General features: G+C 42.1%; 29 protein-coding genes. 9 read left to right on the forward strand and 20 right to left on the reverse strand.

From position 1 onward, the window contains the following. Positions 1-116: 116 nt before the first annotated feature. From MKI79_RS00005 to MKI79_RS00045, 9 genes are all read right to left on the reverse strand, one after another. The gene (locus tag MKI79_RS00005; RefSeq protein ID WP_241569811.1) at positions 117-794 is read right to left on the reverse strand and encodes an IS1595 family transposase; all 678 of its coding nucleotides are present in this window, start codon (positions 792-794) and stop codon (positions 117-119) included. 219 nt (positions 795-1,013) lie between these two features. Continuing rightward, on the reverse strand, positions 1,014-2,852 hold the full coding sequence (gene glmS, locus MKI79_RS00010; protein WP_241569813.1) for a glutamine--fructose-6-phosphate transaminase (isomerizing): 1,839 nt from the start codon (positions 2,850-2,852) through the stop codon (positions 1,014-1,016). Between the two features lie 37 nt (positions 2,853-2,889). After that, positions 2,890-4,260 (reverse strand): bifunctional UDP-N-acetylglucosamine diphosphorylase/glucosamine-1-phosphate N-acetyltransferase GlmU, encoded by a 1,371-nt coding sequence (gene glmU, locus MKI79_RS00015; RefSeq protein WP_241569815.1) that lies wholly within the window; start codon positions 4,258-4,260, stop codon positions 2,890-2,892. A gap of 18 nt (positions 4,261-4,278) precedes the next feature. Next, entirely contained in the window at positions 4,279-4,824 is a 546-nt protein-coding gene (locus tag MKI79_RS00020) for a phosphatidylglycerophosphatase A family protein (RefSeq protein ID WP_241570231.1), read from the reverse strand. Further along, complete coding sequence (gene thiL, locus MKI79_RS00025; protein ID WP_322111803.1) at positions 4,778-5,722, reverse strand: thiamine-phosphate kinase; 945 nt, start codon at positions 5,720-5,722, stop codon at positions 4,778-4,780. The genes MKI79_RS00020 and thiL overlap by 47 nt, the downstream gene beginning before the upstream one ends. Before the next feature lie 26 nt (positions 5,723-5,748). Further along, positions 5,749-6,192 carry a transcription antitermination factor NusB gene (gene nusB, locus MKI79_RS00030; protein WP_241569818.1) on the reverse strand — a complete coding sequence of 148 codons (444 nt, stop codon included), beginning with the start codon at positions 6,190-6,192 and terminating at the stop codon, positions 5,749-5,751. Positions 6,193-6,210: 18 nt separating this feature from the next. Continuing rightward, a complete protein-coding gene (gene ribH, locus MKI79_RS00035; RefSeq protein ID WP_241569820.1) occupies positions 6,211-6,681 on the reverse strand; it encodes a 6,7-dimethyl-8-ribityllumazine synthase in 471 nt (156 codons plus the stop codon). Positions 6,682-6,766: 85 nt separating this feature from the next. After that, positions 6,767-7,885, reverse strand: a complete 1,119-nt coding sequence (gene ribBA, locus MKI79_RS00040) for a bifunctional 3,4-dihydroxy-2-butanone-4-phosphate synthase/GTP cyclohydrolase II (protein WP_241569822.1) — start codon at positions 7,883-7,885, stop codon at positions 6,767-6,769. 298 nt (positions 7,886-8,183) lie between these two features. Further along, positions 8,184-9,479: a hypothetical protein gene (locus tag MKI79_RS00045; protein WP_241569824.1), complete on the reverse strand. Its 1,296-nt coding sequence runs from the start codon at positions 9,477-9,479 to the stop codon at positions 8,184-8,186. An 81-nt stretch (positions 9,480-9,560) separates the two neighbouring features. Between MKI79_RS00045 and serB the strand changes: the two genes are divergently transcribed. The 3 genes from serB to MKI79_RS00060 all read left to right on the forward strand — a co-directional run bounded on the left by serB (position 9,561) and on the right by MKI79_RS00060 (position 12,242). Next, the gene (gene serB / locus MKI79_RS00050) at positions 9,561-10,793 is read left to right on the forward strand and encodes a phosphoserine phosphatase SerB (protein ID WP_241569825.1); all 1,233 of its coding nucleotides are present in this window, start codon (positions 9,561-9,563) and stop codon (positions 10,791-10,793) included. Between the two features lie 445 nt (positions 10,794-11,238). Next, positions 11,239-11,550, forward strand: coding sequence for an AciT family ciprofloxacin tolerance protein (gene aciT / locus MKI79_RS00055; RefSeq protein ID WP_241569827.1), 312 nt, complete (start codon positions 11,239-11,241; stop codon positions 11,548-11,550). Between the two features lie 212 nt (positions 11,551-11,762). Next, positions 11,763-12,242 carry an SCP-2 sterol transfer family protein gene (locus tag MKI79_RS00060; protein ID WP_241569829.1) on the forward strand — a complete coding sequence of 160 codons (480 nt, stop codon included), beginning with the start codon at positions 11,763-11,765 and terminating at the stop codon, positions 12,240-12,242. Positions 12,243-12,301: 59 nt separating this feature from the next. On the opposite strand, the gene dtd is transcribed toward MKI79_RS00060, so the two are convergent. The 4 genes from dtd to MKI79_RS00080 all read right to left on the reverse strand — a co-directional run bounded on the left by dtd (position 12,302) and on the right by MKI79_RS00080 (position 15,984). Next, positions 12,302-12,742: a D-aminoacyl-tRNA deacylase gene (gene dtd / locus MKI79_RS00065; protein ID WP_241569832.1), complete on the reverse strand. Its 441-nt coding sequence runs from the start codon at positions 12,740-12,742 to the stop codon at positions 12,302-12,304. Between the two features lie 81 nt (positions 12,743-12,823). Then, positions 12,824-13,381 carry a hypothetical protein gene (locus MKI79_RS00070; RefSeq protein WP_241569833.1) on the reverse strand — a complete coding sequence of 186 codons (558 nt, stop codon included), beginning with the start codon at positions 13,379-13,381 and terminating at the stop codon, positions 12,824-12,826. A gap of 102 nt (positions 13,382-13,483) precedes the next feature. After that, positions 13,484-14,842 (reverse strand): MATE family efflux transporter, encoded by a 1,359-nt coding sequence (locus tag MKI79_RS00075; protein WP_241569835.1) that lies wholly within the window; start codon positions 14,840-14,842, stop codon positions 13,484-13,486. A 131-nt stretch (positions 14,843-14,973) separates the two neighbouring features. After that, entirely contained in the window at positions 14,974-15,984 is a 1,011-nt protein-coding gene (locus tag MKI79_RS00080) for an AraC family transcriptional regulator (RefSeq protein WP_241569838.1), read from the reverse strand. 144 nt (positions 15,985-16,128) lie between these two features. On the opposite strand from MKI79_RS00080, the gene MKI79_RS00085 reads away from it, so the two are divergent. The 4 genes from MKI79_RS00085 to MKI79_RS00100 all read left to right on the forward strand — a co-directional run bounded on the left by MKI79_RS00085 (position 16,129) and on the right by MKI79_RS00100 (position 19,117). Further along, positions 16,129-16,785 (forward strand): sterol desaturase family protein, encoded by a 657-nt coding sequence (locus MKI79_RS00085; RefSeq protein ID WP_241569840.1) that lies wholly within the window; start codon positions 16,129-16,131, stop codon positions 16,783-16,785. 213 nt (positions 16,786-16,998) lie between these two features. Then, the gene (gene modA, locus MKI79_RS00090; protein WP_241569842.1) at positions 16,999-17,775 is read left to right on the forward strand and encodes a molybdate ABC transporter substrate-binding protein; all 777 of its coding nucleotides are present in this window, start codon (positions 16,999-17,001) and stop codon (positions 17,773-17,775) included. Next, positions 17,772-18,464 carry a molybdate ABC transporter permease subunit gene (modB, locus tag MKI79_RS00095; RefSeq protein WP_241570232.1) on the forward strand — a complete coding sequence of 231 codons (693 nt, stop codon included), beginning with the start codon at positions 17,772-17,774 and terminating at the stop codon, positions 18,462-18,464. The genes modA and modB overlap by 4 nt, the downstream gene beginning before the upstream one ends. Positions 18,465-18,496: 32 nt before the next feature. After that, on the forward strand, positions 18,497-19,117 hold the full coding sequence (locus MKI79_RS00100) for an ATP-binding cassette domain-containing protein (RefSeq protein WP_241570233.1): 621 nt from the start codon (positions 18,497-18,499) through the stop codon (positions 19,115-19,117). Between the two features lie 4 nt (positions 19,118-19,121). On the opposite strand, the gene MKI79_RS00105 is transcribed toward MKI79_RS00100, so the two are convergent. The 3 genes from MKI79_RS00105 to nadC are packed head-to-tail and all read right to left on the reverse strand — an operon-like array spanning position 19,122 to position 20,920. Further along, a complete protein-coding gene (locus MKI79_RS00105; RefSeq protein WP_241569843.1) occupies positions 19,122-19,706 on the reverse strand; it encodes a hypothetical protein in 585 nt (194 codons plus the stop codon). Then, positions 19,703-20,065 carry a winged helix-turn-helix domain-containing protein gene (locus MKI79_RS00110; protein ID WP_241569845.1) on the reverse strand — a complete coding sequence of 121 codons (363 nt, stop codon included), beginning with the start codon at positions 20,063-20,065 and terminating at the stop codon, positions 19,703-19,705. The genes MKI79_RS00105 and MKI79_RS00110 overlap by 4 nt, the downstream gene beginning before the upstream one ends. Before the next feature lie 12 nt (positions 20,066-20,077). Beyond that, a complete protein-coding gene (gene nadC / locus MKI79_RS00115) occupies positions 20,078-20,920 on the reverse strand; it encodes a carboxylating nicotinate-nucleotide diphosphorylase (RefSeq protein ID WP_241569848.1) in 843 nt (280 codons plus the stop codon). 143 nt (positions 20,921-21,063) lie between these two features. On the opposite strand from nadC, the gene ampD reads away from it, so the two are divergent. Beyond that, the gene (ampD, locus tag MKI79_RS00120) at positions 21,064-21,627 is read left to right on the forward strand and encodes a 1,6-anhydro-N-acetylmuramyl-L-alanine amidase AmpD (protein WP_241569850.1); all 564 of its coding nucleotides are present in this window, start codon (positions 21,064-21,066) and stop codon (positions 21,625-21,627) included. 84 nt (positions 21,628-21,711) lie between these two features. Further along, complete coding sequence (murJ, locus tag MKI79_RS00125) at positions 21,712-23,259, forward strand: murein biosynthesis integral membrane protein MurJ (protein ID WP_241569852.1); 1,548 nt, start codon at positions 21,712-21,714, stop codon at positions 23,257-23,259. A 107-nt stretch (positions 23,260-23,366) separates the two neighbouring features. On the opposite strand, the gene MKI79_RS00130 is transcribed toward murJ, so the two are convergent. The 4 genes from MKI79_RS00130 to MKI79_RS00145 form a co-directional block, all read right to left on the reverse strand. Then, entirely contained in the window at positions 23,367-23,696 is a 330-nt protein-coding gene (locus tag MKI79_RS00130) for a hypothetical protein (protein WP_241569854.1), read from the reverse strand. Positions 23,697-23,939: 243 nt separating this feature from the next. After that, positions 23,940-24,533, reverse strand: coding sequence for a LysE family translocator (locus MKI79_RS00135; protein WP_241569858.1), 594 nt, complete (start codon positions 24,531-24,533; stop codon positions 23,940-23,942). A gap of 167 nt (positions 24,534-24,700) precedes the next feature. Beyond that, positions 24,701-25,090: a hypothetical protein gene (locus tag MKI79_RS00140; protein ID WP_241569859.1), complete on the reverse strand. Its 390-nt coding sequence runs from the start codon at positions 25,088-25,090 to the stop codon at positions 24,701-24,703. Then, a complete protein-coding gene (locus MKI79_RS00145) occupies positions 25,090-25,935 on the reverse strand; it encodes a ParA family protein (protein ID WP_241569862.1) in 846 nt (281 codons plus the stop codon). Before MKI79_RS00145 ends, MKI79_RS00140 begins: the two co-directional genes overlap by 1 nt. Positions 25,936-26,000 lie beyond the last annotated feature (65 nt).

Here is a 26,000-nt window from a genome sequence, read left to right on the forward strand (position 1 = left end):
GTGGGGTTACCCATGTGAGAGTAAGTCATCGCCAGCTTTTAATTTCAAAACCCCCCACCAAAAGGTGGGGGGTTTTTTAATGCCGAAATGTTATTTAAGAGATGGGTCTTAGGAAGCTAAAGTGGATTATTTCGTAATAATTTGAGTAGTTCAAGATACAAATTATCATGCCTAAAATTGAAACGATATTCGGTTTCCTTTAGATGCAAATAAAAAGTATGTTTGGCTACTCCATTGAATTTTGCTAACCGCCTTTTGGCATAACTCCAAAAATACTCAATGCTGTTGATATGCCGCTCTCCATCAGCAAACTCATTCATTCCATGATTCACTCGAAAGTGCTTGTCATAACCGATATCGACTAAGCCATCATAACCACGCCAACCATCAGAATGAATCACAGTTCCTAGATCAACATGCCCACGAATAATAGCTTGCAGGGTGTTTTTAAAAAAATTTGGTACAATTTCCTTATAGACTTTTCCATTGCATTTTAAGAGTCTAAATACAATGGTTTTACCATAAGCTCCTCGACAACGCTTACCTCTTACACGATGAGCACCAAAATACGACTCATCAACTTCAACAGCACCTTGTAAAGGTGATATAAGTTCGCAATGCTCGGCGATTCGATGGCGAATTTTAAGGAAAATAGAGTTTGTAGAACGAACTGAAATACCAGTCAATTCTGCTGTGTTAGAAGCGGTTAAATCTAAAGTAAAACAACGTATAAGTCGTCTGAATTTAGCCTCTGTGATTTTAGAACGGCTGTAGTACCTGTTTTTTACATTCATATTAGGAAGTTACCATATAATTGATATATGTTTGCTTCCTAAGACCCTAAAAGATATAAGGCTTGAACTTTTATTCATTCTAAATTAGGTGCCTAACTTAATCTAAGCATAAAAAAACCGAGCATTACGCTCGGTTTTCAGTGTGCGAGAGTAGTTTATAAGTTTGTAATGAGACACTTTATTGTTTCACTACAAAGTTCTTAGATTTCTTTCTTTAACTTATTCTACGGTAACGCTTTTTGCTAAATTTCGAGGTTGATCGACATCTGTTCCGCGCAGTACCGCAACATGATAAGACAGCAGTTGTACCGGCACACTATAGATGATCGGTGCAAGCCATTCGGAAATTTGTGGGATATAGACAACATGTTGGCGATCTTTATGTCCAATACCGCTTTGTTCATCTGCAAATACAAATAACTCTCCGCCACGAGCCTGAACTTCTTCCATATTCGATTTCAGCTTATCGAGCATGTCATCTTGTGGTGCTAAAATCACCACAGGCATTTCGTTATCAACCAGTGCAAGTGGTCCATGTTTTAGTTCACCTGCGGCATAACCTTCAGCATGAATATATGAAATTTCTTTAAGCTTGAGTGCACCTTCAAGTGCGATAGGATAGTGAGTGCCACGCCCTAAGAATAAGCAATGTGCCTTTTCAACAAAAAGCTCTGAAAGGCTGAGTATTTTGGCATCATGCTTTAGGGTTTCGCTCAGTACTTTTGGACAATGCCATAAGGCTTGGATTAACTCTGACTTTAATTCAGTGGCAATCGATTGCTTCACTTCACCGATTTTTAAGATCAAAAGCATCAGCGCAGCAAGCTGAGTGGTAAAGGCTTTGGTTGATGCTACTCCAATCTCAGGTCCTGCAAGGGTCAGCAAATGAAAATCGGTTTCACGTATCATTGATGAAGTCGATACATTACAAATCGCCATAGTGTAAATCGGCGTATTGCTTGCTTTGGCACGTTTCTGAATATCACGTAACGCCGCCAAAGTATCAGCAGTTTCACCTGATTGTGAGATACATAGATACAAGGTATTTGCGATAATTACAGGGTGGCGATAGCGAAATTCACTGGCAATCTCAATTTGACACGGCAAGCCAATGATTTGCTCAAACCAATATTTTGAGACTAAACCTGCATGATAACTGGTGCCGCAAGCAATAATTTGAACTTGTTGAATCTGCTTTAAAGCTATATTTGAATTTTCAAGAAAATTATTTTTTAAATCATCACCATCCAGAGCTTGAGCAATTGTTTGTTGTACCGCATTAGGTTGTTCAAAAATTTCTTTAAGCATATAGTGACGATATTCACCTTTGCTACTGTTCATCACTGTCGCATCAAGTTCGGTTATTGGGCGTTCAATGGCTTGATTCTGCGCAAAGATTTCTACCTGATTACGTTTAAGGCGTACAGTATCGCCTTCTTCAAGATAAATAAAACGATTAGTCACAGGTAATAATGCCAATTGATCTGAACTAATAAAGTATTCACCAATTCCGACACCAATTACGAGAGGAGAGCCTTCACGTACAGCGATGAGTTCATTAGGCTGATTTGCATCAATAATGCCAAGTGCATAAGCGCCTTTGAGCTTTGGAATGATGGATTGTACGGCAAGCAATAAATCAGACTGATTTTTCAGTGCATGATGTACCAAATGCGCAACAACTTCTGTATCTGTTTCAGATGTGAATTGATAGCCAAGTGTTTGTAATTCGGATTTTAATTCTTGGTAATTTTCGATAATACCATTATGTACTACGGCGATGTCACTTGATGTGTGAGGATGTGCATTTTGCTGTGACGGTTTACCGTGTGTTGCCCAGCGTGTGTGTGCAATGCCAAGATGACCATGTATACCACTTAAACTAGCTGCTTGCGCTAAGTTTGCTACTTTACCGAGTTCACGTTCACGTTGGACTTTCCCATCTGATATTAATGCAAGCCCAGCTGAGTCATAACCACGATATTCTAATCGCTTTAAACCCTCTAATAAAATATCAGAAATATTTCGTTCTGCGATACCGCCAACAATTCCGCACATAATTGATTTACCTTAAAAAACTTTTACCGCTATATACTTACTTCGATGAGTTTGGCTTTTGTGGACGTTGATAATTGGCTTTTACCAACTGTTTACCACGTTCCACGGCTAAAGCATTCTCTTCGACATTGTGTGTGATCACCGAACCTGCACCGACCGTTGCACCATTGCCAATGCTTACAGGTGCAACAAGTGAACTATTTGAACCGATAAAGGCACGGTCGCCAATCGTTGTTTTAAATTTGTTGGCGCCATCATAGTTACAAGTGATGGTGCCTGCGCCAATATTACTCTCTTCACCAATGATTGCATCCCCTAAATAGGTGAAATGATTCGCCTTACTGCGTAGACCTACGGTGGTATTTTTCACTTCGACAAAATTGCCGATATGCACTTCATCGGCGAGCCTAGCATTTGGACGTAAACGGGCAAAAGGACCAATTAGGTTGTTGTGACCAACAATTGCTTGATCAAAAACACTATACGGTTGAATCACCGTACCAGATGCAATGGTACTGTCTTTAATCACACAGCCTGCACCGATTTTGACATTATCACCAATTTCGCAGTTGCCTTCGATGATCACATTAATATCAATTTCAACATCTTGACCAACGCTGAGCGTACCACGCAGATCAAAGCGTGATGGATCAACTAAATGCACGCCTTGACGCATTAATTGTTCTGCCTGATAGCGTTGCCATTCACGTTCGAGGTTTGCCAATTGTACACGGTCATTCACGCCTTCGACTTCAAACGCATATTCAGGTACGATCGAGGCAATTTCTAAGTCATCTTGAACCGCCATCGCCACAATATCAGTTAGGTAATATTCGCCTTGGGCATTGGCATTGGAGAGTTTTGGCAGCCATTGATGCAACTTTTCATTGCTGACGCAGTAAATGCCAGTGTTGATTTCGGTGATCTGTTTTTGTGCATCGCTGGCATCTTTGTGCTCGACAATCGCTTGGATCAAGCCATTTTCACGAACGATGCGTCCATAACCTGTTGGGTCAGCGACCTCAAGCGTAATCATGCCAATACCTGAGGCTTTTGATGCATCCAATAAACGTTGTAATGTAGTTTTGGACACTAGTGGCACATCGCCGTACAGAATCAAGGCAAAACCAGATTTGCCAAGTACAGGCAAGGTCATTTGTACCGCATGCCCTGTCCCCAATTGCTCAGCCTGCTCCACCCATTCAATCTGTTCATTGGCGAAGCGTTTCTTAACTGCATCACCACCATGTCCATAAATGGTAATAATGCCTTCACTTTTTAATTTTTTTGCTGTTTCAATAACGTGACTCAAAAGAGAACGATTCGCAAGAGGTTGTAGTACTTTTGGCAAAGCTGACTTCATTCGTGTGCCTTTGCCTGCGGCTAAAATTATAACGGTTAATGACATATTATGAGTTGCTCAGTTTTAAGTTACAAATATATATAGTATGACAACTAAAGTTAACAATGATATGACACCGGCAAGCAAATCATCAAGCATTATTCCCATACCACCATGTACTTTACGATCTGCAAACCCGATTGGAAATGGCTTCCACACATCAAATAAACGAAATAATGCAAAAGCAATCACAACCCACCAATGTGGCAGATTTGCAAGATAAATCAAGGGGATTAATGTGATTGATTGCCCTGCAAACTCGTCCCAAACAATACGGGGATCATCATGAGTGTGCATGATTTCTGCGCTACGCCCACAAATATAAATTCCAACCAATGACATTACGACGATGGCAATGATTGTCGCAACCCAACCAATCGAAAGCCATAGTGGATAAAGCACCAAGATCAGTAGTGAGCCGACTGTACCTGGTGCAACAGGTGATAATCCTGTACCCAAGCCCACACCCAAAAACCATGTTAAACGGTCGTGAAATGGAATATTGTCGAGATTGATCGGTGTCTTAGGCAAAGTGCTGGTATCCTGATTTTTTTGGTGTAATTTTTTGATTTTGATAAAAATAATGGCAAGCCATCTCTTGCTGTATCTGTCCAATCACGGTCACTGGCGTAACCCCACTTTGTGCATACTGTGCTTGCCAACGCTGAAAATGATCAGGGCTGATGGTAAAGCATAGTTGATAATCATCGCCACCTGCAAGCACATCGTTAAAATGCTGTTCTACAGTTAATTGTGCAAGTTCATCAGCAACTGGAATCTGCGCTACCTGAATCTCTGCACCGACTTGACTGGCAGACAAAATATGCCCTAAATCTTGCGCTAAACCATCTGAAATATCAATCATACTCGAAGCAAAGCCAACGAGTGACTGCCCCAAAGCCAACTGTGGCTGTGGATAATCCAAAGTCGCTTGTAAGGTGCTGTTCGGATGACGCAGTGCATAGGCTGCACTACCGATTTCACCACTGACTACAATGAGATCGCCAACCTGTGCACCACTGCGTAAAATCGCCTGTCCAGTCTGAATCCAGCCCAAAGCGGTGATGGAAACAGTTAATGTCTGGCTTTGCGTGGTATCACCGCCGATGAGCTGTACATTGTAGGCTTTGCAACACTCAGCGATCCCACGACTAAACTCAGTTAGCCATGCGTCTTCGATTTTCGGCAAACTTAAAGCAAGTAAAATGCTATGCGCGGTTGCACCCATCGCTGCCAAATCCGATAAATTCACCGCCACACTTTTCCAGCCAATGGCATGAGCCGAAGTATCTAAAGGGAAATGTCGTCCAGCAACCAAGGTATCGACGCAACTGACCAGTTGCATGCCTTGTGGTGGGGTGGTGACGGCACAATCATCGCCAATCCCGACATCAGCAGATGCAGTTGATGCTAAGGATTGCGATGTCAGGGACTGAAAGTATTGACGAATGATTGAGAATTCAGCCATGGGCGAATGCCAGTAGATAGAATCAGTTAGAGTTGTTTTTCATCTGGACGCAGTTGTGTTGCCACTCGATCCAATACACCATTGATATATTTATGACTGTCCGCACCGCCAAAGTGTTTTGCAAGCTCAATTGACTCATCCAAAACAACTTTATATGGAATTTCCATATGGTTTAATAGCTCATACACACCCAAACGCAAGGTCGCCAATTCCACACCATCAAGTGCTGATACTGGGCGGTCTAATGCAGGCAAGAGATATTCATCCAGCTTTTCATGACTTGCCACCACTTGGCTCAGTAATTCGTGATAGTAGCTAATATCAACTTTGTGCATGGCATTGTCAGCACGAGTACGTGCTTCAATCTCATGCACGGCATTGCCACTCATCTGCCATTCATAAACGCCTTGTACTGCAAAACGACGTGCTTTGCGTTTTGCAGCGTAGGTTGTTGGATAACTTTGATTCATGCTTTTTTAGCCTTTCGCTTAAATCGCTTTTAACAGATTAACCATTTCAATTGCAGTTACAGCAGCCTCAGCGCCCTTGTTACCTGCTTTGGTGCCCGAACGCTCAATCGCTTGTTCAATGCTGTCGGTAGTTAATACGCCATTGATCACTGGCATTGTGCTTTCTAGACCAACTACGCCAAGACCTTTTGCACATTCGCCTGCAACAAAATCGAAGTGTGGCGTGCTACCACGAATCACCGCACCAAGTGCAATGATCGCATCATATTTTCCTGTTGTTGCAAATTTTTTGGCAACGACTGGAAGCTCCCATGCACCAGGCGCATAGGCAACGGTAATTTGCTCTTCTGCTACACCATGACGTTTCAGTGCATCAATTGCACCTTCAAGCAAGTGTTCCACGACAAAGCTGTTAAAGCGACCAACGACAATGGCATATTGTCCTTCACTTGCTAAATGTAAAACACCTTCGATTTTACGAATTGCCATGACTTTATTCCTCTAATTTCTCTTTAGCTCAATTAAGCGATCAATACTATGCAAAATGGTTTATTTCAAAACTTGTTTAATGGGTTTACTGCCCACACTGTGCAGGACTCACGTACTCTTCCACTTCCAAATCAAAGCCTGAAAGGGCGTTAAAACGGAGTGGCGAACTGAGTAGACGCATCTTTTTCACGCCAACATGACGTAAGATTTGCGCACCGACACCAATGGTTTGATATTGCTGTGACAGTGCCGCATTGGATTTGCCTTGACGTGGTTCTGCTTGTTGTACCAGCGCAGGACCGAGATCAGGTAATTGGTTTTGACCAATCCAAACCAAGACACCGCGCTCATTTTTAGCGATTTCTTGTAATGCTGAATCAATATTCCATGCACTTGAACCATCGGCTTTTTTCTGCTTGAGTAAATCACGTATTGGGTTAAAGCCATGAACACGCACTGTCGTCACACCGTCGCTTGGATCACCTTTTACCAATGCAAGATGTACCGCAGGATTGCCTGCTTCTTGATAGCGGAATAGTTGAAACTCACCATATTCAGTTTGAATCGTGCTCGATTCAATACGCTCAACGGTTTGCTCATTGGTCATACGGTAGTGAATCAAATCCGCAATCGTCCCCATCTTGATGCCATGCTTTTCTGCAAAGACCTCAAGGTCTGGACGGCGTGCCATTTCACCATCTTCATTGATGATTTCACAAATCACCGACGCAGGCTCTAACCCTGCAAGACGTGCCAAATCACAACCTGCTTCGGTATGTCCTGCACGGTGCAGTACACCACCTGGCTGTGCCATCAATGGGAAAATATGCCCTGGTTGAACAATATCGCTTGGTTTAGCATGCGCAGCCACCGCAGTGCGTACAGTATGTGCACGCTCTTTGGCAGAAATTCCTGTAGAAATACCTTCTGCGGCTTCAATCGACAAAGTGAAGTTTGTACCGTGCTGTGCGCCGTTTTGACCGACCATCAGTGGTAGATTGAGCTGTTCGCAACGAGCTTTACTCAAGGTCAAACAGACTAGACCACGTGCATGGGTGATCATAAAGTTGATATCTTCAGGACGCACATGCGTCGCTGCGATGATCAAATCACCTTCATTTTCACGATCTTCGTCATCCATAAGAATGACCATTTTGCCTTCACGAATATCGGCAACCAGTTCTTCAATGCGACTTAATTGCATTACAGCTACACCTGTCTAGCGATGGGGATGTTTAACGCTCAAAAGGGAATCTCGAAAAACCACCTGCGTAGGCAAATTTCTGCGTTACGTTTTGAAATTTACATTAACTCGCAAGGCTTTTCGACACTCCCTATTTCAATTTATTACGGCGTAAATAAACAAAATAGAATAAATGCGCCATATTCTAACGGTTTTTGCAATAAATTGCTGTACTTTCGATGACTGCGGAAAACTGTGTGATTGAGTTATTTTGTAGCCCTGTTAATTTTCATGTTTTCTTTGATTATCTCAATCCAAATTAGCTTTGATCAGCACGAGGTATGATGGATTCATCATGGGCATTGGCTTTAGGACCAAGCAAGATTTCTGCTCGCATCTTTTGTGCGGTTTGCGCACAGTCATTGTTCATGCCTTGCAAAAGCACCGCATCACGAGTCAAAGCATTAGACGGATTCGGCAGATTTAAAAATTCATAGCAATGACGGACATCTTTAAAGCTTGGACGAGTCAAATAAATCGCTGTTTCTTTGGCATGAAGATATTGTGCCAAACGAATCGCCGATTTATCAGCAGACAGTTGCATGCTTGGTAAAGCTTCGGCGATCGCACAGCGAGTTTGTAAGATAAAACGCTTTTCATCTCGCATACGCTTATACACTGCTTCAAATATCAGCTGAAAAACAACTGAAACCTGAATAATGGCAGGAATCGCATTCATCGCCTTTTTATTGACGCGAACTAATGCACCATCATCATAGAATGGCTGAATAATTTCTAAATCCGTTTCACTGAGTTGATAATGCTTTTGACATAGCGCAACGGTTTTATTTAAAAACACTTGTGATAAATTAAAATAAGATTGCGCTGTATGTTGGTTGACCGTACCTAAAAGTTGTTTTGGATCATAATGTTGCACGCTCAGATAAATATGTTCTGAATCTTGCGTGGTTTGCAAAGGATCTTTGACGTTTAACTCCGCATGAGGACGTTGATAAAGCTGTTGTGCTTTGGCAATGGCAAGACTTGCTTGATGTTTTTCATGTTCCACAGCGTCTGCAAGACGTTGAATCTCATGCTTTAATAAGGCTTCACGTTTCATTTTACTTAAAAACTCTGAACGTGTTGGGCGGGCAATAGTGCGGTAACCAATCCATAAGCCAAAATGTAAAAGCAGTGAAATCAGTAGGGGTAACCATTGATTACGAAGTAACTCACCAATACTTGGCTTAATTAAAGTCACTTCGATGCGTCCAACTTTTTGCTCATTAACCATCGCATCACGAACAAAGACATCACCTTGACGGGTTTTATTTGCACCTGCAGTCGCCAAGACTCGATCGTCATGATCAAGCACGCGCAATGAGGCAATACTCGGATTGGTCGCATAGCGGGAGGTGAGTAGTGCCAACGCCACGGTATTTGGCGGTGCAAGCTCACTCATGCTGTCGGCAACCAATTGACGAGTCAATAGCTCGCCTTGGATTGCACGATTATCCTCTAAAAAATAATTGGTTGCGACCACGATAAGAATACCGTGCAAAACAAAACTCAGGATCAGTAGGCTTGCAAAAAGCCCTTGTCGAGGTGCATTCAAGTTAAAACTTCCAAAGCAATTCGTTGCAATTTAGATTATCATTCTAGCCAGTCTTAGATTAGCCCAATTTAGCAAAAGCACATGCAAGAAATCATTCTTATATCCTTTTTAGGATCTGACCAACCTAATCAGTTTACCCGACTTATGCAAGTGTTGTCTGTACATCGTTTGCAGATTCTTGATGTGGGGCAAGCAGTTATTCATAACCAATTGACCTTAGGCATCGTGGTCAGCTCAGATGATCAGACCGCAACTGCTTTGGCGATGCGTGAAATTTTAATTCTCGCTCAAGATATAGGCTTAACGGTTCGCTTTAAACCGATCCCTGCCAATGAATATCAGCAGTGGGTTGCCGAAGGCGGTCGCACCAAATATATCGTGACCGCACTTGCACCAGAGTTGACTGCTTCACATCTACAATCGGTGACTAAAATTGTATCAGATCAAGGCTTTAATATCGAAACCGTGACACGTCTTTCGGGACGCTTAGAGTTGCAATCGAATATCGCTGAACAGCAATCGCATGAAAATGTTGCCTGTATTCAATTTGGTTTAAGCGGTCAAATGCTTGATGCGCAAGCGATGCGCTCGGCGTGTATGTTAATGAGTGCACAGCACAATATGGACATTGCGGTACAAGAGGATAATGTCTACCGTCGTAATCGTCGCCTTGTTTGCTTTGACATGGATTCGACTTTGATCACCCAAGAAGTGATTGATGAGTTGGCATTAGAAGCAGGCGTCGGTGAGCAAGTTGCAGAGATTACTGAACGTGCTATGCAAGGTGAACTCGATTTTCAGCAAAGCTTCCGTGCTCGTGTGGCATTACTGAAAGGTCTAGATGCCAGTGTATTACCTCAAATCGCTGAGCGCCTGACCATTACTGATGGTGCAGAACGCCTAATTTCTACTTTAAAATCTTTGGGCTACAAAACGGCAATTTTGTCTGGTGGTTTTCAATATTTTGCAGAATATTTACAACAAAAACTCGGCATTGATGAAGTCCACGCCAATATTCTTGATGTAGAAAATGGTGTCGTTACAGGTGTCGTCAAAGGCGATATCGTTGATGGTGCTCGCAAGGCATTGTTGCTGCAACAGCTCTCTGAAAAGTTTGGTATTTCTACTGAACAAGTGATCGCTGTAGGTGATGGTGCCAATGATTTACCGATGCTTTCACTTGCAGGTTTGGGCGTGGCATTTCGTGCAAAACCATTGGTGCGTGAAAATGCAAATCAAGCGATTTCTAGCGTTGGATTGGATGGAATTCTCTATCTTTTGGGCTTACATGACAAAGATTTGTACCGTGCCTAAAAATCTTATAACCTACTATATGTTGTGTGTGGAGTTTATAAAATAAGCTCTGAACATCTGATGTATTACTTTTGTAATTACAACGTGATTTAAATTTAATATTCATAAAAAACAATAACTTAAATATGACAATCTTGTCATGAAAAAAAACTTGAATAGGCGATAAGTGGTGATAAAGCGTCCAGCCTATATGAAAAACCCACACAACATATAGTGTTTACTAGGGTTGGCAAAAAACGATAAAGTGCCGAAAAAACACACAACGACATCCTGCGTCGCACAACGTAATTTTAGGGCTTTTTTTCTAAATAAAAACTTGCATAATCAATCTAAGCACAAAAAGGTTTGTGCGTAAAAAATGATCTGTGTGTCAGTGCGAAGATTGCCAAGATAAAATAAAGGCAAGGCGTGCAGAGCGTAGGATCTATTTTGTAGGAGAGTTTTAATGTTTACATTAAATTTAGCCACAATCATCGGGGGATCATTGGTTGGCTTGGCTGTATTACTCATCGCATTTTCACAATACCGTCATTGGTTAGTGTTTATGTGTGCAGGGATGGTGTTCTGGGGTGGACTTGAACTATTACGTGCTGGTATTCAAAGCGTAGTAGATATACCACTTCTATATGGTTATGTGAGTGCGATGATGGTGTGCTTATTTGCTTTTACCGTAGCCATTGCATTGAATGACCGTCGCTTGGCACGACAAGACACCAAAGTCAAATATATTGAGCATACGCCAGTATACGACGACTAAGTCCACGATATTGTCTGCGCAAATGCGAGTCCATGTGCGTATGAAGGCGTTATTTGCTTTACCATCTGCACTCAATTCGCCTCATTTTATATTTATTCGTATTGACTAAATCGCAACAACGATAATCTCGAAAAGTCATCTATTTTTTGCATGGAATATGCTAGCATCGACACAACTTACAATATGTCGTAAAAAAGATTAGGAACATGTCGATGAAATTGTCATCTTTACCTGTAATTAAACTCCCTGTGGTTGATGTCACTACTGATCCAGTTGATTTGCTGATCACTGGTCTTGTACTTCGTATGAAACAATTGGCTCGTACTAGCCCACAGTTTATTGAATTGATATATGATCGTAGTTTCCGTATTGAGATCGGTACAGCTCAAGGCGTTGCTCGTCAGATCATTATTGATCAAGGCAAAGTATCGACTGCTTCGAATGCGACGCAATCAGCAGATTTTAAAATCCAATTTGTAGATAGTGAATATGCAGTAAAAACCTTGATGAAAGGTGATCCAAGCGCATTTATGACAGGTATGCAATCTGGCAACATCAAAATGGAAGGTGATTTTTCATTATTGGTATGGTTTAACCAAGTGGCAAAATTGGTTGTACCAAAGATTCCAAAGCCTGTAAAACAACGTATCAAGCAAGCACGTCAATTTTTAAAAGAAAAAACTGGACGTTAAATCCCTCAAAATCCTCCTTTAGTCAGGGGGATTTTTTTATCCTGCAATTTGTCGAGGTTTTATTCGACTTCTAGCATAAAGCTAACAGGACCATCGTTAATCAGATGCACCTGCATATCTGCACCAAAAACTCCTGAAGCAACATGCTCATATTGGCTACGCAAATAATTTAATAAGTCATCATATAGCGCTTTCGCTTCCACTGGTGGCATCGCAGGTGCAAAGTCTGGACGCAGTCCTTTTTGGGTATTAGCGTATAATGTAAATTGTGAAATGAGCAAAACGCCACCATTCGCTTGGGCGACATTCCAACCCATTTTGCCATTTTCATCATCGAAGACACGATATTTCAAGACTTTATCAATGAGCTTTTTGCCTTTGTCTAAAGTGTCTTCACGTCCAATACCTAGTAGCAAGACTAAGCCTTGATCAATCTGACCAACGATTTTGTTATCGACGCTGACGTGTGCAGACTTGGAACGCTGAATAAATGCACGCAAAATAAAACGCCTCAATGAATGATTGAGGCGAATTGTAAGATGCTCGGTATTGATCTGCAACAAGGCAGATCCATTCAGACCTTAAGAAGCCAATTTAGACTCGACTTCGGTACGCAGATGATTATAGCGATTGAGATAATTTCTCTGCATACTCTTATAGCGATTTAGTCGGCTATTCACGGCATTTGGATTATCTACCAAAGCCACGATTTGCATGGTGCTATAGTTCAGTTGCATCACTGCATTACGTAGTCTAGCCACTTCTGGAGTGTGCACATGCAATTGTTTAAATTGCTGATTTTGACTATCTAAAGTGCCTGCAAGATCACGGAGTTCTTGACGGACTTTGCTGTTGGTGGTTTGCTTACTTGATGCAAGATCAAGCTGATCATCCAACTGCATAAATAAAGAATTTTGCTGTGTACGAATCTGATCAAAAGCTTTTAAGTCTTCAATCAACTTCGCTTGGTAAGCTTCATCAGGACGTTCTTCTTGCGTCATGCCTGTCAGTTGCTCAAGTGTGTCTTTACAACCCACTTGCGTCAGTGCAATGGCAAAAATACACGCTGTCATGACAGCTTTTGACGCCTTACCCCTAAGAGCGTCATTCAACGTATTCAACGCGGGAAATATTTGCATTGTTGTTCCCTTTTTCAAAGTTTTGTTAGTTTATCATCAAAATTACCGAAGCTTTTATACACAATGCTTAAATATTAATCAAGTATTATATACAAATGTACATCAAATTAGGCGATGGATGGTTTTCCGCTTCCAAACAAATTGGTAATACAAGCCCTGAAAAATAAATAAAAAGACAAATGCCGTTGCATAACCATACCAAATGCCTTCAAGTCCCCACCAACGGCTAAATAAATAGGCGAGCGGTACTTCGATCAAGAGGATACAAGCGACATTAATCAGCATCGGTTGCACAACATGACCACTGGCTCGCATGATCGCCACGAAGACTGCACTTGCACCAAAAAATAGAATCGACCACAGCACGATAAAGAGCAATTGTTGACCGAGTTCAATGACATGCGTCTCAGTGATAAATAACGCCATTAAATATTTCGACGCCAAATAGCCGATAAGAATCAATGAGCCAGTGAGTGCAACATTCATTGCAAGAGCAGTGCGAGTCACCCGAGTGACGGCATCAGCGTGATTTGAGCCGATGGCTTGAGCAGCAAAGATCGAGGCGGCAATTGAAATCGAAATTGCTGGGAATTGTACATAGTTTAAAACTTGATTGACCGCACCATAAGCGGCGGTCGCTTCTGCGCCAAAGCGATTGACCAAACCAATGATGACCAAGCCTGCCACGGAAGTCGTGACCATCTGAATGCCAGTTGGCACGCTGAGTTTTAAAATCAGCTTACTCATCTGTGGATGATGGCGAATCTGTTGAAGAATCTCTGTATCGATTTTGAGCGGATGATTTTTCACTTTCATATAGAAAAATAGGAAAATTAAAACCAATAAATAGCCAAGAATCGTGGCAATCGCAGGAGCGATGATCCCCAATTGTGGAAAACCAAAATAACCTTTGATCAGTGTTGGCGTGACGATCAACCCGACGACACTTGTGAGTCCCAAAGCGATCATTGGTGTGATGCTATCACCGACACCTCGAATGATTGAGGTGTAGATAATATATAGAAAAATCAGTGGGCTACCTGCAAGCATCCATTGCACAAAAGGTAAAGATAAGTGCATGATCTCATCATCTGTACCCAATAATCGCAACAACTCTTCGGCAAAATAGACACCAAAAATGGCAATGAGCGTGCCACCGATCAAGGTCATAAACAGCGTTGAGCCGATGATGCGTTGTAATTTGTCATGATCTCGTGCACCCCAAGCTTGCCCGATCAGCACGGTACAACCTGCGGACAAACCGATAATAAATGCAAGTAAGGTAAACAAAATCGGGAAAAATACCGCAACTGCAGCGATCGCATCGACGCCCATCATCTGCCCGACAAAAACAGTATTAATCGTGCCTGATAAGCTTTGTAAAATATTGGTGGCGATCAGAGGAAGAAGAAAAAATAAAAATCGTTTCCAAAACGCTGACGAGGGTTGAGCAACTTCCATGTGAAAATCTTATTTTGATAGTGCAATTTAAGCACTCATTCTACGCTGATTCGACGTGAAAACTAGCACGGATTTGTAGCGAGCCGTTTTCGCAACCTAGATGTTTTTAGTGAATTGATTGTCGGTGAAAACTATTTAGGCGCAATGGATAAATGTTGTTTTCGCCATTGCTGTGGTGTGTGCTTCGTCCACAGTTTAAAAGCACGTTGAAAAGCACTTTGTTCGGAATAACCGAGTAACAGCGCAATCTCGTGCAAACTCAAATGTGGATCTTGCAAATATTTAAAAGCAAGCATTTGGCGAATGGCCTGTACACGCTCTTGAAAAGTGGTGTTTTGACTTTGCAAATGGCGCTGAAGCTGTCTGACTGAGGTGTGTAGTTGTACTGCAATATATTCAATATTGAGTTTTTGCTTTTGCAGTTGTTTTAAAATCGCCTGTTGCAATCGCTCATCAAGTTGCGTGGTATGTGGCAATTCTTTGAGCAATGTCTGCGCTTGCGCAGTGAGTAAATCTTGCAAGGTTTGATCGGCATGACGAATCGGCTTACTTAAGATATGACTTGGTAAAACGATCTGCGCAGTAGGCTGTGAAAATAGCACAGGACAACCGAAATAGCGTTGATAAATCATCGTATCTTTTGGTGCAGCGTGCATGAAATCCACTTGGATCAGCTCGACATCATCAATGTGCAGAAAATGCCGAAAAAACTGATACATAATCGCAATGGCAATCTCATTGGTGATCTGTGTGGTAAATACTTTGGGGACATCCCAACCGATGATGAGGTGATCTTGATCTTGTTTAAATATCAATGGACTACCGTCATAAATTAGACGATAAAAATCATGATAGCGTAATAATGCCTCACCGAGATGCTCACAACTTTGAGCTAAATAACCGAGTACGCCAAGATGTTTGAGCTCGACATATTTGGCAATTTCTAAGCCGAGTGCAGGTTGATCGAGCTGTTGATCGAGCTCGTTGAGCAGTAGATACCAGACTTGATAATCAAAACGCTCTAGATTCTGCACCTGTAGTAGTTGAGCAGGCATCGGAACTTGATGAGCGTGGCAATATTTAAACAATAAATCGCCCAAACCACCGTATACCGAGCCTTGATAGCTTGTGATCTGTTGCATCCATGCACCATTTTTTCAACAAAGAAAGCAATAAAATGGTTATAAATCTTCTGTCGTAATTTGTCAATCAAACACCGATGAAGTGTCAATACGCTAACTTTTCATCGCTCTACACTGAATATAGAAAATAAACAGGTGATTTTTATGATTAAGGGATTTGTTGCAGGATTGATCGTTGCTAATGCCTTTGAATGGGTAGCACACAAATATATTTTGCATGGTACACACCGAGCAGGTAAGCCGAGATTTAGTCCTGTGCCACGCAGTATGAAGTCGCATTGGGAGCATCATCGTGAAGTGCGTAAGCAAGAGTTTGAAGATGACGGCTATGTACAAGGTCTAAGCAACTGGCGTACCAAGAATGAAGTGGTATCTTTGGGCATCGTTGCGGTAACGACAAGTGCGATGTTTTATTCATTCTCAAAGGGTATGGCGGTAGCTGCATGGTATAGCGCATTCAACTACTACTATATCCACCGTCGTGCGCACCTTGAACCTGATTGGGCGAAAGCAAAGATTCCGTGGCATTACGATCATCACATGAATGCCAATCAAGATGCCAACTGGTGTGTGACAAAGCCGTGGTTTGACTATGTCATGGGCACGCGTGTGGTGTCGTCAGCGGATTTGCAAGAGCGCAATCCACTTGGTGTCAATTTGCCGAAATTTATTGAAACGCCATTGAAACAATTGGTCAATCAATACTTCCCTGCTCAATATGTGCAAAAAGCAGTATCGTCAAAAAGCTCGCAACAGCAATCGAAAGATACGGAAGCGGAAGCAGCTCTCTCGGTTGCATAAATCTGTGTCAAAAGCGTAAAACAAAAAATAAAACACTCAGCATAAAGTTCACACCTTAATTTTTCAGTTTTATCAAAGCAGTTTTCATCAAAGCAATCCGTAGTTTAGGATTGCTTATTTTTTTCCACCGCTATATTCTTAAAAATACAATGAATATATCTCCCATATCACTGCTGAGCAGAAATATCTATGATTTTTAAAATTAATAATTCTATGAAAAAACAATGTCTTGGTATCCTTGGTATCGTGGGATTAACTGCCATTTCAACAATCAGCTTTGCCAAAGAGTCAACCACCGTCTTTGCCGCAGCCAGTCTAACCAATGCCATGCAAGACATCGAAAAGCTGTATGAGCAAACCTATAAAACCGATGTAAAAACCTCATTTGCAGGTTCATCGACTTTGGCAAAGCAGATCGAAGCAGGCGCACCAGTCGACATTTTTATGTCAGCGGATTTGCAGTGGATGGATTATTTACAAAAACAAGGACAGGTGAGTCCAAAAAATCGGGTGAATTTACTCGGTAATTCGCTAGTTTGGATTGCGCCGAAACAGCAAAAAGCAAAACTCGAAGTGAAAAAAGGTGCTGTGCCAGACCTTGTAAAAAAAAGTCGAATTTGTACAGGAAATACCAATAGTGTACCTGTGGGTAAATATGCCAAAGCTGCGCTCACTTCGCTAGATTGGTGGACGGCGGTACAACCAAAACTTGTAGAAACTGAAGATGTGCGTGGTGCACTTGCCTTTGTGGAACGTGGTGAGTGTCAGCTCGGCATTGTCTATGCGACCGATGCTGCGATTAGCGATAAAGTCAAAGTCGTTGGTACATTCCCTGTAGGAAGCTATCCTGCGGTGGTGTATCCTGTGGCGAAACTTGATCAATCCACAGAAACACAACGTATGTATCAATTCATCCAAGGAAAAAAAGCCGAGGCGATCTTTAAAAAGTATGGCTTTATTCCGCTCCATCCAACTGCAAAACGTAAATAATGTTTGCGTTAAGTCCTGAAGAAATCAGCCTACTGCAACTGTCCTGTAAAGTCGCATTAGGTTGTCTTTTGCTGAATATTATTCCTGCATTATTCTTTGGTTGGCTATTGGCACGCAAAGAGTTTTTGGGGAAATCCCTGTTAGAAACATTGATCTTTCTGCCCTTAGTGCTGCCGCCTGTTGTGCCTGGTTATTTGTTGCTACAACTGTTTGGCAATAACGGTGTGATCGGCAAATACTTTAGCTACTTTGGATTTGAATTGGCATTTAACTGGAAAGGCGCTGTGCTTGCCTCGGCAGTGATGGGTTTTCCGCTGTTGGTACAGTCGATTCGTCTTGCCATCGAATTGGTTGATCAGCGTCTAGAAATCGCCGCCATGACTTTGGGTGCATCTCGATTTGCTGCATTTCGGCAGATCACTTTGCCATTGGCAAGTAGTGGGATTCTGGTCGGGTTAATTCTGTGTTTTTGTCGCAGTTTAGGCGAGTTTGGTGCGACCATTAGCTTTGTCGGCAATATCGCCGAAGAAACTCGCACCTTACCGCTTGCTATGTATAGCCTGATGCAACAACCAAACAGTGAAGATGCGTTAAATCGTTTAATTATCATTTCCTTAGCGATTGCATTTCTTGCGCTATGGTTTGCACAGTGGTTCCAGCGTCGGCAAAAACGACTTCGAGCAGGGTGATGATTGAAATGGTGAATAGCGCAAAGTCGTCGATGATAGAGATTGATATTGCATTATCTTTGGGACAATTTCAGCTTGAGGCAAAATATCAGACCGATCAACAAGTGCTGGGCTTGTTTGGTGCATCGGGCTCTGGGAAAACTTCGATTTTACATAGTGTCGCAGGCATCGTCACACCGCAAAAAGGCAAGATTCATATTCAAGAACAGTGTTTTTTTGATGCGAATCGAAAGATCAATCAATCGGCGCAACAACGTCGTGTTGGCTTAGTCTTTCAAGATGCACAGCTCTTTCCACACTTTTCGGTAAAAAAGAATTTATTGTTTGGCTTTCAGCATATTGAATCATCACAGCGACATTTTCAACTCGATCAAGTGGTGGAATTATTGAAATTAGAGCATCTGTTAGAACGTATGCCGATCAAACTGTCAGGTGGTGAGAAGCAACGTGTTGCACTCGGTCGTGCGTTATTGTATTCACCAAATATATTGCTACTCGATGAGCCTTTGTCTGCGCTCGATGCTGCACATAAACAGGAAATTATTCCGTTCTTTCAGCAGATCCGAGATCAGACGGATATACCGATGCTCTATGTCAGTCATGATATTGATGAAATTAAGCAACTGACGGATGAGGTGTGGTGTTTGACTTGATTTGTTAGTTGGATCGATCTTCTTTTTCTCTCAACTCTTCATTGGTTATGTCGACCATGTAATTCATTGGCATCATGATAAATGATAGAACTTCTTCGTAGTCTAACTCATTCGGGTCGACATTAGATAACTCTGGATTTATTGTCATTTCAAACTCAACAAACCACCATTTTTGTATTTTGAAATATAAATCACGAATTTGACCAATATATTCTGTTTTCGTTCTTTTTCCACTATCGGAGATCATTTTAGACAATTCATGTGCTAGTTCATTGCGATGTATCTTAAAATATTTTACGTTTTGAATATCATCTTTAGAAATAACCCCATTTTTTTCTAACCAGATCAAAGAAGCGATAATGATATCTTTTCGATAAAGTTCGCGTACTTGAGTTTCGTATTCTGTATCAAGAATCCAGCCACTTTCATCAAATCCATTGGTATAAAAACTTTTAATTTTCTGAATGATACAATCAATTAGTAAATCGTATGCGGTTAAATATAATGACGCAGAGATAAGTTGGAACTTGACTTCTTCAGGATCTAAAAATTTCATCCAATCTTTATAAATCTTTTGCTTATCTGTCATTTTGAACTAGAACAAATTAATTTTTCAAACGCCACCATTTCACTTTCAACACTTTGCTTGGCGATCCTCTGCATCTTTTGATATTTCTCAACGATTTGCAAACCAAATGCAGTGACTTGCGTACCACCACCATATGAGCCACCCGTTTGCGTACTGACCAGTGGCGAAATGAAATTTCGATTCATGGTATCGACCAACTGCCATGCACGGCGGTAGCTCATATTCATCTGTTTGGCGGCTTTGGAGATCGAGCCTGTAGCGTGAATGGCTAGGAGTAGCTCAGCTTTCCCTGGACCAAAAGCAATCTCAGCATCATTATAGATACGAAGTTTGAGGTTGAGATGCGCAGATTGAGTCATCGGAATGAAATTCTATTTGACGAAACGCATTGATAAATCAATGGCTTGCACATCTTTAGTCAGCGCACCCATTGAAATATAGTCCACACCAGTCGATGCAACTTCACGCAAGCGTTCCACGGTAATGTTGCCCGATGCTTCGAGTTTGCAACGTCCATCGACCAGTTTTACTGCATCAACCATTTCTTGTTGGCTAAAGTTATCCAGCATTACAATATCTGCACCCGCCTCAAGTGCTTGCTGTAATTCATCAAAACTTTCTACTTCTACTTCCACAGGTTTATTCGGTGCAATTTGATGCGCTTGTGCAATTGCTTGGGCAATACCACCTGCCGCCATGATGTGATTTTCTTTGATGAGGAACGCATCAAACAAGCCAATGCGATGGTTTTGACCACCACCCATGGTTACCGCATATTTTTGTGCGATGCGTAAGCCCGGTAAGGTTTTACGAGTATCCAAAATTTTAGTATTTAAGCCATCAAGTAATTTTACATAACCGTTCACTTTGGTTGCTACCGCAGATAAAGTCTGAACAAAATTCAACGCAGGGCGTTCGCCTGTCAGTAGGCTACGTGCGTTACCTTTCAGCTCTAAAAAGGCATCGTTGGCAAGGACAGTATCGCCATCATTTTTGAGCCAAATCACTTCCACAGTTGGATCAAGTTGTTGAAATATCGCATCGACCCACGGACGACCTGCAAGTACCATATCTTCCCGAGTAATCACCCGTGCGTGGGCAATCTCATCCGCAGGTGTGAGCTGTGCGGTAATGTCACCATCTCCAATATCTTCTGCAAGAACATGTTGGACATTGATCTGGATCGCTTGCTCAAGCATCGTTGACGAAATCATGGTGTACTCAAAAAGTTTGATGGTGAAAGTTGCGACTGATTATAACGGATTTTTTCGCAAGGCAGAGATTTAGACAGCAAAATGCCTTGAACTCAAGTAATATGAATGCTGAATACTGGTTAACACTTTGATATTTTTATACGATGAGTCATTTAAAAATTGAGCAAGGGCGGTTAAATATCGCTCGGCAGATCGCTTCACCGAACTTTAATGCTCGTCCTGAGCAGACAGAGATTCGTCTGGTGGTGATTCATAATATTAGCTTGCCACCATCGCAGTTTGGTGGCGGTTATATCGAGCAATTTTTTCAAAATCAACTCGATCACGGCAAGCACCCTTATTTTGAAACCATTCGTGGGATGCAAGTTTCAGCGCATTTATTAATATTGCGTACTGGAGAGATTTTACAGTTCGTCAATTTTAACGATCGGGCTTGGCATGCAGGGCGTTCAAGCTATCTCGGTCAAGTGGAATGTAATGATTATTCGATTGGCATCGAGCTTGAAGGCAGTGATGATTTGCCCTTTGAAGAGGCGCAATATCAACAACTCAGCCAAGTGATCGTTGCGCTCGAATCTGCCTATCCAAAAACCAAAAAGCATCTTGCAGGGCATTCGGATATTGCGCCACAGCGTAAGACCGATCCGGGTGATTTTTTTGATTGGCAAAAACTACGTCAGCTTTTACAGCAAACACGCGCTACATAAATTCATTGGATTTACATGGTCTAGTGCATGCAAACTCTAAAAATTCATCTACAATAAGCACTTTTGTGATTTGGGATAAAAACCATGGCGCTATGGCGATCGACCGTCATTGTCAGTGCGATGACTATGTTGTCACGCATCTTAGGCTTGGTACGAGATATGGTCTTGCTCAATGTATTTGGCGCAGGCAAAGATTTCGATACCTTCGTGGTGGCATTCCGTATCCCTAATTTCTTTCGGCGACTGTTTGCCGAAGGGGCATTTTCCCAAGCCTTTATTCCTGTACTCACAGAATATAAAACCTCAAAAACACACGAAGAAGTGCAGATTTTAGTTAGTCGTGTATTTGGCGGGTTACTGCTGATCATGAGTTTATTGACCATGGTGGCGATGGTGGCAGCGCCTGCAATTCTCTACGTCTATGCAGGTGGTTTTGCCGACGATCCTGAGAAATTTGCACAGCTGATTGATCTATTTCGCCTGACTTTTCCATACTTGTTATTTATGTCGTTGACGGCATTTGCAGGAAGTATTTTGAATAGTTATGGCTCGTTTACCACACCTGCATTTGCGCCTGTATTACTCAATCTGAGTATGATTTTTGCGGCACTATTTTTAGCACCAAAAATGTATCCTGATCCTGCGATCATGTCATTGGGTTGGGGCGTGTTGATTGCAGGGATATTACAACTTGCCTTACAGCTCCCACAGTTATGGCGTAAAAAATTGCTGATTCCACCGAAGCTCGATTTTAAGCATGAAGGGGTACAACGCATTTTAAAGTTGATGTTACCTGCGTTGTTCGGTGTGTCAGTGACGCAAATCAATCTATTGCTCAATACCTTTTGGGCATCGCATATGCAAGAGGGTTCAGTGTCGTGGCTGTATACCGCAGAGCGAATGACTGAGTTGCCACTGGGCTTGATTGGTGTGGCGATTGGTACAGTGATTTTACCGTCGTTATCGAACCGTCATGCAGAGCAAGATGCCACAAAATTCCGTGCCATGATCGACTGGGCAGCGAAAGTCATTATCTTGGTGGGTGTACCTGCCAGTATTGCATTGGGTATGCTTGCCACACCGATTATACAAACGCTGTTCCAACATGGTGAATTTACCCTACGTGATACGCAGATGACCGCTTTGGCATTGCAATGTATGAGTGCAGGTGTGATCTCATTTATGTTGATTAAGGTCTTTGCGCCAGGCTTTTATGCACAGCAAGATACCAAGACGCCTGTACGTATCGGTTTAGTCACCGTGTTTGCCAACATGCTCATTACCATCATTTTGCTTGGGATTTTCCATCTCGTCGGTTGGAAAGAGCAACACATGGCACTAGCACTGGCTTCATCAGGCTCGGCGTTGGTGAATGCAGGATTGCTCTATGTGGCATTGCATCGTCGGAATATTTATCGTTTTGAAGGGCATTGGAAAAAAACCATAGTGCAATTCTCCATCGCCAATATTGCGATGATCGTTGCTTTATGGTTCGGTTTACAATGGTTTGATGGTGATGCAGGTGTGTGGATGCGTATTCTTGCGCTGAGTGTGCTCTGTGTGCTTGGTGCGATGGTATACGGTATTTCACTATTGGCAATGGGCTTCCGCCCTCGACACTTACGTCCTTAAACAGCTATAGCACCTTAATTAATGTTATATCCCATAAAAAAACTGTCCGAAGACAGCTTTTGGAGGAAGGTAAAATCGTTTTCTATGCCGATTCTATTTTGGTCACATTAACTACCAAACAGATTTTGGAATAGATTGCTAAACTTCTTACTACGAGAAACCACGCTGAGTTTTTGGTTATTGAGCTTAGCGAGTGCTTGGCTTTCTTCAGTCGATGGTTTTGATGCAGCAGACAACTTTGCGCTTTGGATCATTTTATCCAGTGCGGTCAGTTGGCTCGCATCTTTCGCCGTTGCAGTGGTCTTTTTCGCATCTGCAACAGATTTGATAATCGACGCTTCTTGCTTAGGCGTTTGCGGTTGAATTTGAGCTGAGTGTGTATATGACGCGAAACCGACAGTCATGCTTAACATCAGCATTACCGATTTAACTTGCATCACGGACTCCCCGATAGGCTATTGATTGTATCCACAATCGTAATTGTAAATAATAAAATTCTCATTAATAACTAAAATACTATGCTTGATGACAGATTTCAAACTTTATTTATTATTTTTATTAAACATATCACGATTTATTGTGATTTATCTGGGTATTTCACAAATTATTTTATAAATAAAAGGGTAGGAAGTGACAATTTTTGCGAATTGGGTGGGTGTTTATAATGAAAGACGAATGGATTAGTTAAAGAAGCGTACAATGATTGGCAACATACAAACTAATAATAACAGTGCAGAACTACGGTAGAGTTGCTCTTGGTTGATGCCTTTGAAGCGACCCGTCAGTAAGCGACTGCCGTAAAACATCCAAAACAAAGCCGATGGAATCAGTACCGCACTAAATAGCAACATGCTAATGGCATAGCTTTCGATATTGTTCCACGTCGCATGCGGAAACACGCCAACTGAAAAGAGCGCAGCTTTTGGATTTTTAAAGGTGGAATAAAACAGGTGCATGGCTTTGATATTTTTATTGCGTTGACTATGCGCATGTAGGTGTTTCATTTTCCATAGACGAAAAGCAAGCCAAAAGACATAGATCGCACTGGCAAAATGGAGAATATCAATAAATAAAGGCCATATATCATCGGTAAAAGCAACGATTAACCACCACAGTGCCATCGCATACATATAGCCAATCAACTCCGCAGGAATCAGGCGAAGTGATTTTTGCATACCGATTTGCTGTGCAGAACTCGCCAACAATGCGTTGGTTGGTCCAGGGATAATCATCACGGCAAACAGCGCAATAAGAATAAAGCCATATTCGATCATAAAAGTGGTTCAATAGTCACAGGGATCTGTGAGGGAGTTAGGAGAGCGTAAGTTAAACAATTATGATGCAATTCCCAAGCTAATATTGCTGAAAATTGCATCAAATTATGAATATGTAACTTACACTATTTAGAAATAGTGTTGCATGACAATGTGTTAGGATTAGGTTAATTGCTTGGGCGTGGATTTTGAATTGGACAATTTTTAAATTGTGCCGCTTGTGCAATCGCATCTTGCTGTCCGTAGAGTTTGGCAATTTCTGTGCGTTTGCTGTTGCTCGATTGCCCCATATTCACTGAGATGTTCGGACGAACGCCCCAACCGCCACCCCAGCCGCCTACACCAAGTCCGACACCAACGCCCATACCTGTACGCTTTTCAGGTTCAACACCGTCACTGACATATTTGCCGATACGTGCGTATTCGGTGTGGAGCTGTGCGCAGTTCCACGATTGATACTGCGTCGGTGAAACATAGGCGGGGTTGACTGGACCAGTTGCGCAAGCACCTAGTACAAGGCTTGAAGCCAATGCGGTTGCTAAAGTGAGTTTATTCATTATTCACGCTCAATCTCGTCAAATAGTTGGCGGTAAGTCTGTGTCAGCTTGTGATCCTCAGCCAAATGAATCAATGGTAGATTCTTCAAGTGTGACTCTTTCATCATCACAGATGGCGGTAGCATGGTGTCAAACACAGGCAGTTGATCCTGACGAAGCTGTGCCACAATTTCCTTTGGAAGCTTGGCTTGCGCTTGGAACTGATTGACAATCACACCTTCCACAGCCAAGTCATCATTATGATCTTGACGAGTTTCGACGACATTTTCAAGTAGCGTTAATAGTGCACGGTGTGAGAATACGTCACAGTCAAATGGAATCAAGACACGATTCGACGCAATCAGCGCAGACAAGGTAAAGAAGTTAAATGCTGGCGGGGTGTCGATATAGACCCGATCATATTGTGATGCGATTTTATGCAAAGCATCACGCAGTTTGTAAATTTTATGTTTCGATTCAAGCGCATGCTCTAGTGAGCCAAGCTCTGCACTCGATGGAATCACATGCAAATTTGGAAACGGACTCTGATGAATCACTGCATCTAAGCCTTTGACTTTATTATTTAAGATCGAGCCAATCGCCGAGCCGAGAATGCCTTTACCTTGCGGCTGCGCCACTACTTCTTCAAAGAAATGATACATATTCGGGCTAAAGGTCGGCAGTTCCGCACCTGTGTTCAAGCTGTCATGGGCACTACCGAGAATGTATTGACTTGAGTTCGATTGTGGATCAAGGTCGATTACTAAAGTACGATAGCCCTGTGCGGCACTGATCGCTGCTAAGTTGACGGTAATGCTTGATTTGCCTACACCACCTTTTTGGTTAAATACAACGCGAGTTAGCATGTTGTTCTCCATTCCTTCTTTTGGTTGTATCGAACCAATTCAAAAAAACAAGTCAATAAAATCAG

Source organism: Acinetobacter sedimenti, assembly GCF_022601685.1.
Taxonomy (GTDB): Bacteria; Pseudomonadota; Gammaproteobacteria; order Pseudomonadales; family Moraxellaceae; genus Acinetobacter; species Acinetobacter sedimenti.